This is a genomic window from Mesorhizobium sp. M0217, assembly GCF_040321955.1.
In the GTDB taxonomy this organism is placed as follows: domain Bacteria; phylum Pseudomonadota; class Alphaproteobacteria; order Rhizobiales; family Rhizobiaceae; genus Mesorhizobium.
Map to the genome: position 1 here is coordinate 365,475 of NZ_JAMYSN010000003.1, position 15,916 is coordinate 381,390.

Here is a 15,916-nt window from a genome sequence, read left to right on the forward strand (position 1 = left end):
CCCGGCTTGAAATGGCAAAAGCGATTGCCGTTCGGCCCGGCATCGCCTACATAGCGGCCAACCTCCATTCAATCCGACATTTTCGGTCAATCATCAAGGAAAGCGCGCGTGGCACGCCAGTTCATCTATCACATGGCCGGCCTCAACAAGGCCTATGGCACCAAGAAGGTGCTTGAGAATGTCCATCTCTCCTTCTATCCCGACGCCAAGATCGGCATCCTCGGCCCCAACGGCTCGGGCAAGTCGACGATCCTCAAGATCATGGCCGGGCTCGACAAGGAGTGGAACGGCGAAGCCTGGCTGGCCGAAGGCGCCACCGTCGGCTACCTGGCGCAGGAGCCGGCACTCGACCCGGACAAGACCGTGTTCGAGAACATCATGGAAGGTGTCGCCGCCAAGACCGCCATCATCGAGCGCTACAACGAATTGATGATGAACTACTCCGACGAGACGGCCGATGAGTCCGCCAAGCTCCAGGACGAGATGGACCGGCTCAATTTGTGGGATCTCGAACAGCAGGTCGAGATGGCGATGGAAGCGCTGGGCTGCCCGCCCAAGGATTCCGAGGTCACCAAGCTTTCGGGCGGTGAGCGCCGCCGCGTCGCGCTCTGCCAGCTGCTGCTGCGTCAGCCCGACCTCTTGCTGCTCGACGAACCGACCAACCATCTCGACGCCGAGACCACGGCGTGGCTGGAAAAGCATCTGCGCGCCTATCCCGGCGCCGTGATGATCATCACCCACGATCGCTACTTCCTCGACAATGTCACCGGGTGGATCCTCGAGCTCGATCGCGGCCGCGGCATCCCCTATGAGGGCAACTACACCAAGTACCTCGAAGCCAAGGCCAAGCGCCTCAAGCAGGAAGGTCGCGAGGACGACGCCCGCCAGCGCGCCATCGGTCGCGAACGCGAGTGGATCCAGTCCAGCCCGAAAGCCCGCCAGACCAAGTCCAAGGCGCGTATCCAGGCGTTCCAGGACCTGCTGGATGCAGCCGACAAGCGGCGTCCGAGCGATACGCAGATCGTCATTCCGCATGGCGAGCGGCTCGGCAATGTGGTGATCGAGGCGGAAGGCCTGTCCAAGGGCTTTGGCGACACGCTTTTGATCGAAGGCCTGGAATTCAAGCTGCCGCCGGGCGGCATCGTCGGTGTCATCGGCCCGAACGGCGCCGGCAAGACGACGCTGTTCCGCATGATCACCGGCCAGGAAACGCCGGATGCCGGCTCTGTGCGCGTCGGCGAAACGGTGAAGCTCGGCTATGTCGACCAGAGCCGCGATGCGCTCGATCCGTCAAAGACCGTCTGGGAAGAAATCTCCGGCGGCGCCGAAGTGGTCAAGCTCGGCAAGTTCGAGGCCAACACGCGCGCCTATTGCGCGTCGTTCAACTTCCGGGGCGGCGACCAGCAGCAGAAGGTCGGCAACCTCTCCGGCGGCCAGCGCAACCGCGTGCATCTGGCAAAAATGCTGAAGACCGGCGGCAATGTTCTGCTGCTCGACGAACCGACCAACGATCTCGATACCGAAACGCTGGCGGCACTTGAAGACGCGCTGGAAAATTTCGGCGGCTGCGCTGTCATCATCTCGCATGATCGTATGTTCCTCGACCGTCTGGCCACCCACATCCTCGCCTTCGAGGGCGACAGCCATGTCGAATGGTTCGAGGGCAATTTCGAGGACTACGAGCAGGACAAGATCCGTCGTCTCGGCCCCGAAGCCGTCAACCCGCACAGGATGACGTACAAGAGGCTGACGCGGTAGGGCTGCGGCGATCCGTTGCAGGCGGTGTGCGTTTGACCTAAATTGATCGGATGGAGTCGTCCATGATCACAGTCAAACTGCCGCAAAAAGCCGAGAAACTGCTGGCCGAAATGGCCAAGGCCAGCGGTCGCACCGCCGACCAGGTTGCAGCCGAAGCGATCCTCGAGGCCATCGAAGATTGGCACGACGCCGCAATTGCGGACGAACGCCTGAGAGATGATGACGGTGTGCGCATTCCGCTGGATGAAGTGATCCGGAAGCTCGAACGTCGTGAAGCCGAGGAGCGTCGCAAGAAGCCTGCCGCTGAATGACCTGGCGTGTCGAGTTCACGCCGCGCGCCGAGAAAGACATCGAACGGCTTTCGACGAAAGATCAACGGCGCATCCTGGAGTTCCTGAATCAGAGAGTTTCAGCGCATCCCAATCCGAGAGCCCTTGCCAAGCGCCTGACGGGCACAAAGGAAGAAGCTTGGCGGTTTCGTGTCGGTGACCACAGGATCATTACTCAGTTCCAGGACAGCCGGCTTGTCGTGCTGGTCGTGGAGGTTGGCAACCGTCGTGAGGTTTATCGATGAACAGCACAGCCGCAAAACCTGACTGGTCCGCCGCCCAATATCTGAAATTCGAGGATGAGCGCACGCGGCCCGCGCGCGATCTTGTTGCGCAGGTGCCGGTGGATTTCCCGCGCCGGGTGGTCGACATCGGCTGCGGCCCGGGCAACTCGACCGAGCTGCTGGTCGAGCGCTGGCCGGATGCTGAGGTCATCGGTTTCGACAGCTCTCCCGACATGATCGAAAAGGCGAGGGCGCGCCTGCCCAGCGTCAATTTCGACCTCGCCGATGCCTCGACCTGGCAGCCGGCCGGGCCGGTCAACGTCATCTTCGCCAATGCGGTGTTCCAGTGGCTGCCGACCCATCCGGCAGTCTTCCAGCGGCTAATGGGCTTTCTTGCGCCGGGTGGCGCGCTCGCCGTCCAGATGCCCGACAATCTGCTTGAGCCGTCGCATCGGCTGATGCGCGAGACGGCCGCCGAAATGCCGTTCGCCGCCAAGATGGCAGGTGCTGCGCGCGGCCCGCTGCCGGCCGTGTCGTTCTATTATGATCTCTTGTCGCCGCTCTCCATCCGGGTGGATATCTGGCATACGGCCTACAATCATCCGCTGACCGACGCCGAGGTGATCGTCGAATGGGTGAAGTCGACGGGGCTGAAGCCGTTTCTCGATCCGCTCGACGCCGGCGAGCGCAAGATATTCCTCGACAATTACACCGCCAAGATCACCGAGGCCTATCCGAAGACCGCAAACGGCAAGGTGCTGCTGCGCTTTCCGCGTATCTTCATCGTCGCCAAGCGGGCCGGCTAGCACTCTGCACCCGAGGATATCCGCCCACAGCCTGTGGCTTAAGCCGGCGTAAACCGGCGGGGTGAGAAAAGTGTTGTGTCGCGCCCCTTCGTCGTTCACATGAGAACGACAATGCCTGCGCATGGACGGACTGGATATGCATCGCGTCATCATCAGCGGCATCGGCGTTGAAATCCCTGAAGCCAAGATCACCAATGAAGAACTGGTCGCCAGTTTCAACGCTTGGGTCGACACGGAGAATGCGCGCCGGCAAGGCACGGATGAGACGCTGCTGCAGAAATCCGACAGCGCCTTCATCGTCCATGCCTCGGGCGTCCAGACCCGGCATGTGATCGAGCGCGAAGGCATTCTCGATCCGACCCGCATGGCGCCGCGCATTCCGGCGCGGCCCGATGATGCGCTGTCGCTGCAGGCCGAGTTTGGAGTGGCCGCGGCCCGGAAGGCGCTCGACCATGCCGGCCTGAAGCCGTCCGACATCGACCTGGTGATCTGCTCGGCCTCGCACCAGCAACGGCCCTATCCGGCGATCGCCATCGAAATGCAGGAGGCGCTGGGCACCAAGGGCGCCGGCTTCGACATGGGGCTTGGTTGTTCATCGGCCGCGGCCGCCTTGCACATTGCGGCCAATCTGGTCCGGGCGGGCGCGCACAAGCGCGTGCTGGTGGTCACGCCGGAGATCATCACCGGCCATCTCAATTTCCGCGACCGGCAGACGCATTTCATCTTCGGCGATGCATCGGTGGCGATGGTGGTCGAGGGGCTGGGCGAGGGCGAGAGGCGGCCGGGGCGTTTCGAGGTGCTGGACACGCGCACCTGGACGCAGATGTCGAACAATATCCGCACCAATCTGGGCTATCACACCCGCACCGCCCAGGACGATCCTTACATGATCAACCTCGAAGGCAATCTGATCAAACAGGTCGGCAACAAGGTGTTCAAGGAAGTCACCGTCGCCGGCCACAAATTCATTGTCGAATTCCTCGCCGAGCACGGGCTGACGCCGCAAGCCATCAGGCGATTCTGGCTGCATCAGGCCAATGCGCGAATGAACGCCATGATCCTGAAACTGGCCTTCGGCCACGAGGTCGACCATGACCGCGCGCCGATGGTGCTGGAGCGGCTCGGCAACACCGCCGGCGCTGGCGCCATCATCGCGCTGTCGGAAAACCACGCCGACATGAAGCCCGGCGATTTCGGCGTGCTGTGCGCCTTCGGCGCCGGCTATTCGATCGGTGGCGCGCTTTTGCGGATGCTGTAATCAGGCCGGCATGAACGGCACCAGCATCGGTACGCTGCGGGCATAGTCATCATAGGCGTTGCCGAGTTCTCCGCGCAGAAAGCGTTCCTCCAGCCTTGCCTTCATGACGATGCCGATGGTGAGAAGAATCGCGCCGGCGATTCCCCAGACCGTGCCTTTGGCCGCCATTGTGGCAAGCATCGCCAGAAGCAGTCCGGTATAGATCGGGTGGCGGACCATTCTGTAGGGACCGGTGTCGACGACACGGTGCTCGGCCTTGGCCGTCACCGAAGCCGACCAGAGACGGCCGAGATGCAACCGCGCCCACCAGGCGAACAACAGGCCAACGGCAACAAGCCCTGCGCAGATCCACGCTTCGGCAAGGGTCGGAAACCAGAATCGCAGCCGGCCGGCATAGCCATGCGCGGGAATGAACAGCAGCACCGCGCCGATCAACCACAAAGCGCGATAGCGAAGCTCCTCCTGGATGCCGGCACGCTTTTTCGCCGGGTCGGCCCAGAAGGCGGCTAGAAACCAGGACACGACCCAGATCAGCCAAAGCAGCGCGATTGCAGTCCCGGGACGCATGGAAACCTCCGCAGACTTGTCTCACCATGAGGCCGGTGCAGCACGGCGGCAATGCGGCGCAGTACGATAGGATATGCGATCCGCGGTAAGAAGATCGTGATCGGCTGCCATCAGCCCGCTTGATCGGATCATCATTGCTTTGGACTGGACCGGGCTCATGGCTATCGCTAATGCCGCCTTGCACAAGGAGTAAGCCATGCTGGATCTTTTCCCTGAGGCTCCGATCGAGATCATTTCAGCGCGAAAACTCGTAGCCAGGGTGACGGCGCTCTACGCCGCACCGTCGAATCACTTCCAGACGCGCCCGGTGGAAGCATTGCAGCTCGGTTTCGAAGGCATCGACGGCGACTTCCACGCCGGCGCCACCCGTCGTTCGGGCGGTCGCGAACCCTGGTATCCGCGCGGCACCGAAATCCGCAACGAGCGGCAGATATCAATCGTAGCAGGGGATGAACTCGCCGTCGTTGCCGAGCGGATGGGGCTGGCCGAGATCAAGCCGGAATGGATCGGCGCCAATCTGCTGATCGAAGGCGTGCCGCATCTCTCGATGCTGCCGTCAGGCACGCTGCTGTTCTTCAGAGGTGGCGTGACGATCAAGGTCGATGCGCAGAACGGACCTTGCCGCCTTGCCGGACGTTCGATTGCCGAAAACGCCGGGATGGCCGATCGGGAGGCCGGCGCGCTGGCCTTCCCGAAGGCGGCGAAACGGCTGCGCGGCCTCGTTGCCTGGGTCGAGAAACCGGGTCGTATGACAACAGGGGAAGAGATCTCGGTGCGCGTGCCCGAGCAGTGGATTTATCGATCCTAGCACCGGGCTAGGGCAAGTCCTGCGCCGCCGGGGCGACGCAGCCGGATTTCAAGACGCGCTCAGGCCGCCTTGCGGTTCTTCTTGGCGCCCTGCGCCTCGACGGAAACGTGGTCCCACTTTTCCCACAGCGCGATGCGGTTGGCGTATTCCTGCTTGATCATCGGCAGGCCGCCATCGCCGAAGAAGACGCGCAGCGGCGGCTCGGCCGCGTCGACGATTTCAAGCATCGCCGGTCCGGTGGCCTCGGGGTCGCCGGCGACCGAGTTGGCGCGGCGTTCCGCCATCTTGGCGCGGGCCGGCGCGTAAGCCTCGATCGCTTTGGAGACCTTGGCCGAGGCGCCGGACCAATCGGTGGAGAAGCCGCCCGGTTCGACAAGCGTCACATGGATGCCGAATTCGGCGACCTCGATGCTGAGCGACTGGCTGAAGGCTTCGAGCGCCCATTTCGAGGCATGGTAAAGGCCGAGCGACGCAAAGGCGTTGACGCCGCCGATCGACGAGATCTGGATGATGTGGCCGGAGCCCTGCGCCCGCATGATCGGCAAAGCCGCCTGGGTGACCCAGAGCGCGCCGAACACATTGGTTTCGATCTGGTCGCGGGCTTCCTGTTCGCTGACTTCCTCGATGGCGCCGAAATGGCCATAGCCGGCATTGTTGATGACGACGTCGAGCTGGCCAAAGCGCTTGTGCGCCTCGGCGATGGCCGCATCGACAGCCTTCTTGTCGGTGACGTCGAGCTTGATCGCGGCGACATTATCGCCGTATTTCGCGACGAGATCGGCGAGCGTGCCGGCATCGCGCGCGGTTGCGGCGACACGGTCGCCGCGAGCGAGTGCGGCCTCGGCCCAGACTCGGCCAAAGCCTTTCGACGATCCGGTGATGAACCAAACCTTGCTTGTCATGACGTGGAATCCTTGCCCATGCGGTCCGTGAACTGGGAAGCGGAGGCTTCTCCGCTTCCGCGATATACGGTGCGTCGAGCGATTTTCCAGAGGCGAGGGGGAATCTTTTTGGTCACGACATCGTGTGGAGCAGGACCTTCGCCGGTCAGGGATAGCGCACCGGGCTCGACCAGGCCGGGTCGTCATGCTTTTCCCAGTAGAGCGCCATCAAGCGCTTTGTGATCCCGCCTATCTTGCCGTCGGCGACAGCAGCGCCGTCGATCACTGTCACCGGCATGATGCCGCCGGCGGTGGAAGTGATGAAGACTTCGTCGGCAGCCTTCAGCGCGGCAACGCTGACATCGGCCGAGTCGGCGGCAAGGCCTGCTTCGGCGCAGAGATCCAAGACGGTGCGCCTGGTGATGCCGGGCAGCACGCCGACCGCGGGCGTCGACAGCCTGCCGTCCTTGACGCAGAACACGTTGAAGCCGGGGCCTTCGGCGACATTGCCGTTGAAGTCGAGTTTCAATGCGGTTTCGGCCCCACGGTCATAAGCGTCGTAGAGGCCGCGCACCAGGTCGAGCCAGTGATAGTTCTTGATCGCCGGATCGATCGAAGCCGGCGGAATGCGCACCTTGTCGCTGATCGCGACATGCAGGCCGCGCCGCAACTGCTCGGCATTGGCGACCGAGCCGAAGGGAACGGCGAAAGCCATGAAGCGGTTGACCGCCTGGCGCGGGTCGCGGCTGAAGGTCGGCGAGGCGCCGCGCGTGCACAGCATTTCGACATAGGCGGCGCGATGGCCCGACAGCGCCACGCAATTGTGCAGGATTTCACTCACCCCGTCGCGGTCGAATGGGATCGTCATGCGCAGTTCTTGCAAGCCGGCGAAGAAGCGGTCGAGATGCAGGTCGAGGCGGAAGAAGCTGCCGTCCCAGACATGCACGGTGTCGTAGGTGGCGTCGGAATGCAGAAACCCCCAATCCAGCACCGAGATTTTGGCCTGCGACATCGGCAGATACTGACCATCGAGAAAGGCGATGCCGTCGGGATAGGAATGCGGATCGATATGGCGATCCGACAAAGCCGGCAATGGCACAATGCTACCGGCTGCTGCGCTTCGGTTCATGGCGATTGGTCCTTCGGCTTGATGCGGCAGAGTCAAGCTAGTGGTCCCCTGCAGGCGGCATAGGGCCACCCAACCATCGCTGTTTGTCCTAGGTAGCACATTCGATATGCCCTATGGTCCGGCTTGAAAATATCCGGCCGGGAGGGGCAAAATGGGCAGATCTTTTCGGACCATCAGCTTTGCAATTTTCCTCGTCTTCGTCACTGGCCATGCCTTCGCGCAATGCGCTCGCGAGGGCGAGGCGCTGTGCCAGAACGGCCAGACCTATCGTTGCGAGAAGACGGGCAGCGAGCTGACGCCGATCTTTCAGAACGTGCCTTGCGTGGTCAACGCGGCGGGGCTCAACGGCGTCTGGACCGGCAGCGGTCATCAAAGTCCGGCCGGGGCTGCCGGCGCCGATTGGGCGATCGCAATGACAATCGGCGATGGCGCCGCGTCGATCGACTATCCGTCGCTCGGCTGCGGCGGATCGTTGACCGAGATTTCTCGCGACGACAGTTCGGCGGAATACCGGGAAAACATCAGCTACGGCCAGGACAAGTGCATCGACGGTGGCGGCATCACCGTCCGATTTTTCAAAGGGAACCTGTCCTGGACCTGGGTTGGCCAGGCCGACGGCCAGCCCTACAATGCGGTTGCCGTATTGAAGCGACGGTAGCTGAAGTTATTCCTCTTCGTCCTCTGCATCGAGCAGGCGCGTGGCGCGCCAACGGGTCAGCACCATGTTTGTTTGCTCGATGACGAAGAACCGCGCCGAGTCGCGGTCATAGCCCTCGGCCAGCAGCTTTTCATAGTCGGTATGGCCGTGCCTGATATGGGCGATCGTCGCCAGCCAGACCGCGATGCCCGGCGGCAGCGTCTTCATGTGCACGGCGCCGGCCTCGGTGCGGATTTTCTCCATATCGGCATAGGGCGCCAGGGGCAGCAGTGCGGTCAGCGCCTTGGCGATGGCGCGGCGGCGGCCGGTGGGCGCGCTCATTTTTCGTCACGCCCGGCAATGGTCGCCTCGGGAAAGGCGTCGGTCGAGGCGAAATAGGGCTTGATGTCGATCACCGGGGTGCCGTCGAGAACATCGATGGCGTCGATGTCGATGCAGCCGTTGTCGATGTCGACGGCCATCAGCCTGGCGATATGCAGCCCGACTGGGTTCGGCCGGGCAGGGGAGCGCAGCGAGAAAACGCCTTTCGGCTCAGCCGCATGGCGGGGTCTCTGGACAATCAGTGCCCGCGGCGCGTGATGCAGCCAGGACAGGAGGACGATGTGGCTGGCCCGCTCCAGCGCAAGCAGGCCGTCGCGATAGGGTGGGTCGATGAGAACGGTGGCCGCCTGTCCTGTCTCGCGGGCGGCGCGCATGTTCTTCGGGCAGCTTTCGCGCGTGGTCCATGGCGAGGCGATGCGGCCGATAAACACGATATGGCCATCCGCCGGCATGTCAGCCGGGTCAGTCTGCAGGAGCTTTTCGCCGTCGCGCTTCTCGAACATGGCTTTCGCCCTAGCACAAGTTTCCAGCTGATCGTCAGGGAAAAGCGGTTCTCTCAGGCGGGGATCATGTGTGCGGCATTTTCTTGTCAGGAAGCGACATAGGCCTTGCCATGTCGTCAAAGCTGACATAAACATATGTTTATATCTTTTCAACGAGAGCGCGCCGATGCATGTTTCGCTCGATACGATGGTTGATACGTTGAAGGCTGCGGCCGAATCGAGCCGGCTCCGCATCCTGGCGCTGCTGTCGCGCGGCGATCTCACCGTGTCCGACCTCACCGAGATCCTCAGCCAGTCGCAACCGCGGGTGTCGCGGCATTTGAAGCTGCTGCTGGAGGCCGGGTTGATCGGCCGCTACCAGGAGGGCTCGTGGGCCTTCTTCCGGCTGTCGGATACGGATTCCGCGCGCGACTTCGTCATGGGGCTGGTCTCCGGCATTCGCGGCGCCGATCCACAGGTCGAGCGCGATCTCGAGCGGTTGGCATCGGTCAAGCGCAAGCGCCAGGACCGTGCCGCCGAGTATTTCTCCGAGAACGCCGCCAGCTGGGATCACATCCGCTCGCTGCATGTGCCGGACCGCGCGGTGGAAGCCGCACTCCTCAAGCTGGTCGGCAAGCGGCCATTCCAGTCGATGCTAGACCTCGGCACCGGTACCGGGCGGCTGCTGGAGATATTTTCGCCGCTCTACCGGCGCGGTGTCGGCATCGACATGTCGCGCGAAATGCTGACGGTGGCGCGGGCCAATCTCGACAAGGCAGGCATCGCCAATGCCCAGGTCCGCCAAGGCGACATTTTCGCGCCGCCGGTCGAGCGCGACGCCTTCGACCTCGTCACCATCCATCAGGTGCTGCACTATCTGGACGATCCCGCCCGCGCCATCCGCGAGGCGGCAAGGCTGCTGCGCCCGGCGGGCCGGCTGGTGATCGTCGACTTCGCGCCGCATGCGCTGGAATTCCTGCGCGACCAGCATGCGCATGTCAGGCTGGGCTTTTCCGACCGCCAGATCTCCGAATGGTTTGCCGAGGCCGGGCTCGATCTCGAGGATGCCCAGGAATTCGAGCCGCGCGGCGGCAACGAAGCCAGGCTGACCGTCAAGCTGTGGCTCGGCCGCGACCGCCGCATGCTGATGGCCGAGCCTTCAAATGACACCCAACCCACCAAAGCGTACCCTATGGGGGAAATCGCCTGATGAACCAGTTCCGCTTTTCCCGCCGTCCCGACATCGGCGACAAGGTGCGCGTTTCCTTCGAGTTCTTCCCGCCGAAGACCGACGAGATGGAAGCCAGGCTCTGGGACACCGTCACCAGGCTGGAGCCGCTGAAGCCGAGATTCGTCTCGGTGACCTATGGCGCCGGCGGCTCGACGCGTGAACGCACGGCGCGCACGATCAAGCGCATCCTGAACGAGACGGCGCTGACGCCGGCGGCTCACATGACCTGCGTCGACGCCGCCCGCCATGAGGTCGATGCCGTGGTCCGCGAATTCGCCGATATGGGCGTGAAGCGCTTCGTTGCGTTGCGCGGCGATCCGGCGGCGGGTGTCGGTACGGCCTACCGGCCGCATCCCGATGGCTATGCCAATGGCGCCGAACTTGTCGGAGCGCTGAAGGACGCCGGCGATTTCGACATCTCGGTCTCGGCCTATCCCGAAAAGCATCCGGAAAGCCCCGACTTCGCCACCGACTTCGACATGCTGAAGCGCAAGGCCGACAATGGCGCGACGCGGGCGATCACCCAGTTCTTCTTCGACAACGATCTCTACGAGCGTTATGTCGAGAAGGCGCGCCGTGCCGGCATCTACATCCCGATCGTGCCTGGCATCCTGCCGGTGCACAATTTCACCCAGGTCGCCAATTTCTCGGCACGCTGCGGCGCGCTGGTGCCGGCATGGCTGGCCGAGCGTTTCGAAGGGCTGCACAACGATCCGCAGACGCATGCGCTCGTGGCGTCTGCCGTGGCGGCCGAGCAGGTGCTCGATCTCGTCGAGCGCGGCGTCAGCGACTTCCATTTCTACACCATGAACCGGGCCGACCTGGTGTTTGCCATCTGCCATATGATCGGCATCCGCTCCCACGAAACAGAGGCAGCTGGATCCGCCGCCGCCTGAGCTTCATCGTGGTATGAAATCTGAAATGCAAAAGGCCGGGCGAAACACCCGGCCTTTCGAATTTGTGGGCTATTGCTGCTGTTTTCTTCCGCTCCGGCGGTTACGGAAGAACACCTATGATAAGGGCGCCAATGAAGGCAAATGCAGCACAGATCATCAATGCGTTGATTGGCCTCGTAAGTCCCATGTCATAGTCTCCTTCTTCAAGAGCTATGGGTGGAGTCTAGGGGCATTTGTGCCACAGGCAAGCGGAAAATATGCTGCAATGCGACGCGATTGTGGAATTTGCGACCTGCCACCTGGCGTTAGGCATTGAAACTCTTCGGCAAAACCCGCTGGTAGCCTGTGAATAAATTGTGACGTGGCTGTGACGAAAGCGAGGCATGGCAGCGCTACCAGACCTAAAGCGCGTCGTTGTTCCAAAACCGCTGCGCACTTTTGGTCGACGGGCATTAGCGCCGACCAAACAACCGCCCGTCGATCGTCACCAGGCCAAGCGCGATCAGTGCCATGCCGCAGAACTCGAACAGAGCGAGCCGCTCGCCGAGGAACAGGAGGCCGAGCAGGATGGCGCTGGCCGGGACGATGAGCGTGACCAGCGAGGCGTTGGTGGCGCCGGCCGAGGCGACGAGGTTGAAATAGAGGATGTAGGCGAAGGCGGTGGAGAGCAGCGCCAGCGCCAGCACCGCCGTCCAGACCGGCGGCGAGGCCGAGAACAGGCCGGCCGGGCCATAGGTGAGCAGCACCACCGGGATCATGATGATGGTCGACGCCGTCAATTGTCCGGTGGCGATGACCGGCGAGGGCACGCCCTTGAAGCGGCGGGCAATCATCAGCGCGACGGCGTAAGACAGCGAGGCGCCGATCAGCGCGAATTTCGCCCAGACCGGGCCGCCGAGCCCGGCCAGCAGGCCGGGGCCGATCATGACAGCGGTGCCGGCGATGCCGAGCCCGATGCCGGCAAGCTTGTTCCAGGAGAGCTTTTCGTCCGCTGTCAGCGCGTTGGCGAGGATCAGCGTCCAGAACGGCGTCGTCGCGTTGAGCACCGAGGCGACGCCGGCGCCAAGCGCGGTCTGGCCGGCAAAGATCAGCGAGAACGGGACGACATTGTTGGCGAGCGCCAAAAGGAAAAACAGGCCGGCATGCGGGAAGGCGAGGCGGAAGGACGGACCGCGAATGCCGAGATAGAGCTGCAGTGCAATGGCCGCAATGGCAACGCGAAACAGCACCAGCACCAGCGGGTGCATTTCGGCAACGGCGATGCGGGCAAAGAAGAACGAGCCGCCCCAGATGGCGCCGAGCAGCAGAAGCTGTCCCCAGTCCCTCAGCGTCATCGGTCCGCGCTGCACGGCTGTCGTGGCTATTGCCATCGTGAACGTCCTTCCCCGCGGCATCAATGCCAGCCACTCAGGCAGAAGGCATATCGGGTCCGGCGACAAGAGCCACCCGAAACCTGATTGCTGACAACAGTGCTGCCAGGAGGATGCGCCGCTGGGTCAGTGCCCGCCAGACACAGAATTGTTTTCTTTGGCCGCTAGCTTGGATTAATTGTGCGCAGCCGAGAAGTCAGGGGATTCGTCCATGCAGCGATTCGAGAATGCCCGCGAGGCGGCGCTGGCGCTTCGGCCGGACGATCCGGTCTACTGCTTTCGCCCGCAGGTGCTGAAGGCGGATGCCAAACAGTTCATGGGCATGTTTCCCGGCAAGACCGCCTACGCAGTCAAGACCAATGGCGAGCAGATCGTGCTGAAGGCGCTGGTCGAAGCCGGCGTCACCGCCTTCGATGTGGCCTCGCCCGGCGAGTTCGCCGCAGTGCGCGCCGTCTCACCCGACGCCGAGATGCTCTACATGCATCCGGTCAAGGCGCAGTCGGACATCAAGCTTGCGCTGGAAAAATACGCCATCCGGGTCATTTCGCTCGACCATGAGGACGAGATCACCAAGCTGACGCGGGTGGTGCGGGCGCTTGACATCGATCCGGGCTCCATCAGCGTGTTCGTGCGCATCCAGACCAAGGGTTCGGCGGCCTATGAACTGTCGAAGAAATTCGGCGCCGGGCCGGCCTATGCTGTGGAACTCGCCGAGCGACTCAACCGCACCGGCTACAAGGTCGGCCTGTGCTTCCATGTCGGCAGCCAGATCGAGGATCCCGACACCTATGAACGGGCGCTGGCCTCCGCCGATTGGGTGCGCAACCGGCTGACCTTCGACATTGCGGGCCTCGATGTCGGCGGCGGCTTTCCCGCCGAGTACGGCCATGACCCCAATCGCAAGCAGATCGAGATGCCGTCGCTCGGCCAGATCATGTCGCGGCTGTCGGGCGACCTGAGGGAATACCAGTTCGACCAGATCCCGTTGGTGGCCGAGCCCGGCCGGGTGATCGTGGCGCGCTGCCTGTCGCTGATCGTGCGGGTGCTGCTGCGCAAGGGCAAGCGGCTCTACATCAATGACGGCATCTGGGCGTCGCTGTCGGATTCTTGGACCGGCAAGATCACACTGCCGGCCCGCTTCATCCCCGATCCGGCGATCCGCTCGCGCAATGGCGAGGAGAAGAACATCGTGCCGTTCAAGGTCTGCGGCGCGACCTGCGATTCCGTCGACATCCTGTCGCGGCCGTTCTGGCTGCCGGAAACCGTCGACACCGGCGACTGGATCGAGATCGGCCATATCGGCGCCTATTCGCTGTCGCTAAGAACCCGCTTCAACGGCTTTTATCCCGATACCTTCGTCGAGGTGACGACGCCGTTTGACGAAGGCGATGCGCCGCAGGGATTCGCCAGCCTGGAGACGATGGCGGACTAAGCGACCCCGCCACCGGCCTGGATATTCTCGCCGGTCAGCCAGCGGGCCTCGTCGCTGGCCAGGAAGACCGCGACATCGGCAACGTCGCGGGGCGCGCCGATCCTGCCAAATGGAGACATGCCGGCCGCCACGGCGCGATCGCGCTCGGGAAGCAGGTCCGTGTCGGTGAAGCCAGGCGACAGCGCATTCACGGTGATGCCGCGCGGTCCGAGTTCACGCGAGAGCACACGGACGAATTGTTCGACGGCGCCCTTGCTGCCGAGATAGAGCGCCGTTTGCGTGAAGAACATCTTGGTGCCGCCGGTGGAGACCGCGATGATGCGGCCGCCGTTTCGCACACGGCGCGCTGCTTCCTGAAGCACGAAGAACGTGCCCTTGGCATTGGTGCCGAAGACATGGTCGAAATCGGCTTCGGTTGCCTCGGTCAGAGGCTTGATGACGGCGACGCCGACATTGGCAACCACGATGTCGATCGCGCCGAACTCACTCTCAGCCTCGTCAAACAGGCGATGAATATCCGAGACGCTTGATATGTCGGCCTGGACGGCGATCGCCTTTCCTCCCTTGCCGGCGATGGCGGCCACGACCTCGTCAGCGGCTTCGTGGTTGCCGACATAGTTGACGACGACGGCAGCGCCCTTGGAGGCGAGGCCTTCGGCGATGGCTCGCCCAATGCCGCGCGAACTGCCGGTGACGAGTGCGGTTTTGCCTTGCAAGGACTTGGGCATGATACGTCCTTCAATCATTCAGGCCCGTGCCGGATTCATCCGACGGGTCCGCTAGTCGAGAAATAGGGCCATGCAACTGATCAGATAATGGCCTATTATCTGACTAGCTTGTTAATCTAGGGATACACAATGCGCGGTTCTGAATTCGCCGAGCTCAAGGCATTTGCCGCAATCGTGGAAGAGCGTAGTTTCGTCCGCGCCGCCGCCCGGCTGCGTGTTTCCCCGCCGGCGCTCAGCCAGTCGATCCGGCAACTGGAGGCTCGCATCGGCGTCAGGTTGCTGAATCGCACGACGCGTAGTGTTTCACCCACTGGTGCCGGCGAGACGCTGTTTGCGCGCCTTGCCGTTGCGTTCGAAGAGCTAGAGGGCGCCGTAGCGGACATTCATGCCGCGCGTGATCGGCCGGCGGGTTCGCTACGAATAAACGTGCCGCGTGTTGCCGCGGTGCGGTTCATCGGCCCGATCCTTGGCGACTTCCAACGCGCCTATCCTGATATAGCGCTGACCGTCATCGTCGACGATACGCTGACCGACATTGTTCGAGGACGGTTCGATGCCGGAATCAGGCTTGGCGAGCGGCTGGAGAAGGACATGGTGGCAGTGAAACTGAGCGGGGATTTGCAGATGGCGGCGGTGGCCGCTCCCGTCTATCTCGAAAATCGGGCCATACCGCGCCATCCGCAGGAGTTGCATCAGCACCAATGCATAAAATTCCAGTGGCCTGGTGGCGGCAACCTCTATCGATGGGAGTTCGCGCGCGGCAAACGGTCTCTGGAAATCGCCGTCGAGGGCAGCCTGACTGTCAACGACACCGAGCTGATGCTGAACGCGGCGCTGGGTGGAGCAGGCGTTGCCTACATGATCGACTATCAGGTCCAGTCCTGGATCGATGCGGGCAGGCTGATGAGATTTCTAGAGCCCTGGTCGCCCAGCTTTCCAGGCTTCTTCCTGTATCACCCGAGTTCGAGGCACGTCCCCCCGGCTTTGCGGGCATTTATCGACTTCGTCCGGGCAAGGAGTAGGGAATAAGGAACCCAG

The 15,916-nt window shown here is 62.9% G+C and carries 18 protein-coding genes; 11 read left to right on the forward strand and 7 right to left on the reverse strand.

Going from position 1 to position 15,916, the window contains the following annotated elements:
• Window positions 1–108: 108 nt before the first annotated feature.
• From ettA to NKJ18_RS08735, 5 genes are all read left to right on the forward strand, one after another.
• Complete coding sequence (ettA, locus tag NKJ18_RS08715; RefSeq protein ID WP_023744582.1) at window positions 109–1,758, forward strand: energy-dependent translational throttle protein EttA; 1,650 nt, start codon at window positions 109–111, stop codon at window positions 1,756–1,758.
• A gap of 62 nt (window positions 1,759–1,820) precedes the next feature.
• The gene (locus NKJ18_RS08720; RefSeq protein ID WP_023668236.1) at window positions 1,821–2,069 is read left to right on the forward strand and encodes a DUF6290 family protein; all 249 of its coding nucleotides are present in this window, start codon (window positions 1,821–1,823) and stop codon (window positions 2,067–2,069) included.
• Complete coding sequence (locus tag NKJ18_RS08725; RefSeq protein WP_023668237.1) at window positions 2,066–2,332, forward strand: type II toxin-antitoxin system RelE family toxin; 267 nt, start codon at window positions 2,066–2,068, stop codon at window positions 2,330–2,332. Before NKJ18_RS08720 ends, NKJ18_RS08725 begins: the two co-directional genes overlap by 4 nt.
• The gene (gene tam / locus NKJ18_RS08730; protein ID WP_023744583.1) at window positions 2,329–3,117 is read left to right on the forward strand and encodes a trans-aconitate 2-methyltransferase; all 789 of its coding nucleotides are present in this window, start codon (window positions 2,329–2,331) and stop codon (window positions 3,115–3,117) included. The genes NKJ18_RS08725 and tam overlap by 4 nt, the downstream gene beginning before the upstream one ends.
• A 136-nt stretch (window positions 3,118–3,253) precedes the next feature.
• Complete coding sequence (locus NKJ18_RS08735) at window positions 3,254–4,375, forward strand: beta-ketoacyl-ACP synthase III (RefSeq protein WP_023668239.1); 1,122 nt, start codon at window positions 3,254–3,256, stop codon at window positions 4,373–4,375.
• Here the strand turns inward: NKJ18_RS08735 and NKJ18_RS08740 are convergent, their stop codons facing one another.
• Entirely contained in the window at window positions 4,376–4,942 is a 567-nt protein-coding gene (locus tag NKJ18_RS08740) for a methyltransferase family protein (protein ID WP_023668240.1), read from the reverse strand.
• 196 nt (window positions 4,943–5,138) lie between these two features.
• Here NKJ18_RS08740 and NKJ18_RS08745 point away from each other — a divergent pair, with 196 nt between their 5' ends.
• On the forward strand, window positions 5,139–5,750 hold the full coding sequence (locus NKJ18_RS08745; RefSeq protein WP_023714785.1) for an MOSC domain-containing protein: 612 nt from the start codon (window positions 5,139–5,141) through the stop codon (window positions 5,748–5,750).
• A gap of 59 nt (window positions 5,751–5,809) precedes the next feature.
• On the opposite strand, the gene NKJ18_RS08750 is transcribed toward NKJ18_RS08745, so the two are convergent.
• Window positions 5,810–6,652 carry an SDR family oxidoreductase gene (locus NKJ18_RS08750; protein ID WP_352758095.1) on the reverse strand — a complete coding sequence of 281 codons (843 nt, stop codon included), beginning with the start codon at window positions 6,650–6,652 and terminating at the stop codon, window positions 5,810–5,812.
• Between the two features lie 145 nt (window positions 6,653–6,797).
• Window positions 6,798–7,760 carry a D-amino acid aminotransferase gene (locus NKJ18_RS08755; protein ID WP_352758096.1) on the reverse strand — a complete coding sequence of 321 codons (963 nt, stop codon included), beginning with the start codon at window positions 7,758–7,760 and terminating at the stop codon, window positions 6,798–6,800.
• Window positions 7,761–7,911: 151 nt separating this feature from the next.
• On the opposite strand from NKJ18_RS08755, the gene NKJ18_RS08760 reads away from it, so the two are divergent.
• Window positions 7,912–8,418, forward strand: coding sequence for a hypothetical protein (locus NKJ18_RS08760; RefSeq protein WP_023699619.1), 507 nt, complete (start codon window positions 7,912–7,914; stop codon window positions 8,416–8,418).
• Window positions 8,419–8,424: 6 nt separating this feature from the next.
• On the opposite strand, the gene NKJ18_RS08765 is transcribed toward NKJ18_RS08760, so the two are convergent.
• Window positions 8,425–8,739 (reverse strand): DUF2293 domain-containing protein, encoded by a 315-nt coding sequence (locus tag NKJ18_RS08765; RefSeq protein WP_023668245.1) that lies wholly within the window; start codon window positions 8,737–8,739, stop codon window positions 8,425–8,427.
• Window positions 8,736–9,242, reverse strand: a complete 507-nt coding sequence (tsaA, locus tag NKJ18_RS08770) for a tRNA (N6-threonylcarbamoyladenosine(37)-N6)-methyltransferase TrmO (RefSeq protein WP_352758097.1) — start codon at window positions 9,240–9,242, stop codon at window positions 8,736–8,738. Before tsaA ends, NKJ18_RS08765 begins: the two co-directional genes overlap by 4 nt.
• A gap of 166 nt (window positions 9,243–9,408) precedes the next feature.
• Here tsaA and NKJ18_RS08775 point away from each other — a divergent pair, with 166 nt between their 5' ends.
• A complete protein-coding gene (locus NKJ18_RS08775; RefSeq protein WP_023688015.1) occupies window positions 9,409–10,431 on the forward strand; it encodes an ArsR/SmtB family transcription factor in 1,023 nt (340 codons plus the stop codon).
• A complete protein-coding gene (gene metF / locus NKJ18_RS08780; protein ID WP_023714781.1) occupies window positions 10,431–11,348 on the forward strand; it encodes a methylenetetrahydrofolate reductase [NAD(P)H] in 918 nt (305 codons plus the stop codon). Before NKJ18_RS08775 ends, metF begins: the two co-directional genes overlap by 1 nt.
• Before the next feature lie 452 nt (window positions 11,349–11,800).
• Here metF and NKJ18_RS08785 read toward each other — a convergent pair whose 3' ends face one another.
• The gene (locus NKJ18_RS08785; protein WP_023682155.1) at window positions 11,801–12,718 is read right to left on the reverse strand and encodes a DMT family transporter; all 918 of its coding nucleotides are present in this window, start codon (window positions 12,716–12,718) and stop codon (window positions 11,801–11,803) included.
• A 211-nt stretch (window positions 12,719–12,929) separates the two neighbouring features.
• On the opposite strand from NKJ18_RS08785, the gene NKJ18_RS08790 reads away from it, so the two are divergent.
• Window positions 12,930–14,150, forward strand: coding sequence for an alanine racemase (locus tag NKJ18_RS08790; protein ID WP_023668250.1), 1,221 nt, complete (start codon window positions 12,930–12,932; stop codon window positions 14,148–14,150).
• On the opposite strand, the gene NKJ18_RS08795 is transcribed toward NKJ18_RS08790, so the two are convergent.
• Window positions 14,147–14,878: an SDR family oxidoreductase gene (locus NKJ18_RS08795; RefSeq protein WP_023690857.1), complete on the reverse strand. Its 732-nt coding sequence runs from the start codon at window positions 14,876–14,878 to the stop codon at window positions 14,147–14,149. The two genes, NKJ18_RS08790 and NKJ18_RS08795, sit on opposite strands and share 4 nt — an antisense overlap.
• 129 nt (window positions 14,879–15,007) lie before the next feature.
• Between NKJ18_RS08795 and NKJ18_RS08800 the strand changes: the two genes are divergently transcribed.
• Window positions 15,008–15,907 carry a LysR family transcriptional regulator gene (locus NKJ18_RS08800; protein WP_023668252.1) on the forward strand — a complete coding sequence of 300 codons (900 nt, stop codon included), beginning with the start codon at window positions 15,008–15,010 and terminating at the stop codon, window positions 15,905–15,907.
• Window positions 15,908–15,916 lie beyond the last annotated feature (9 nt).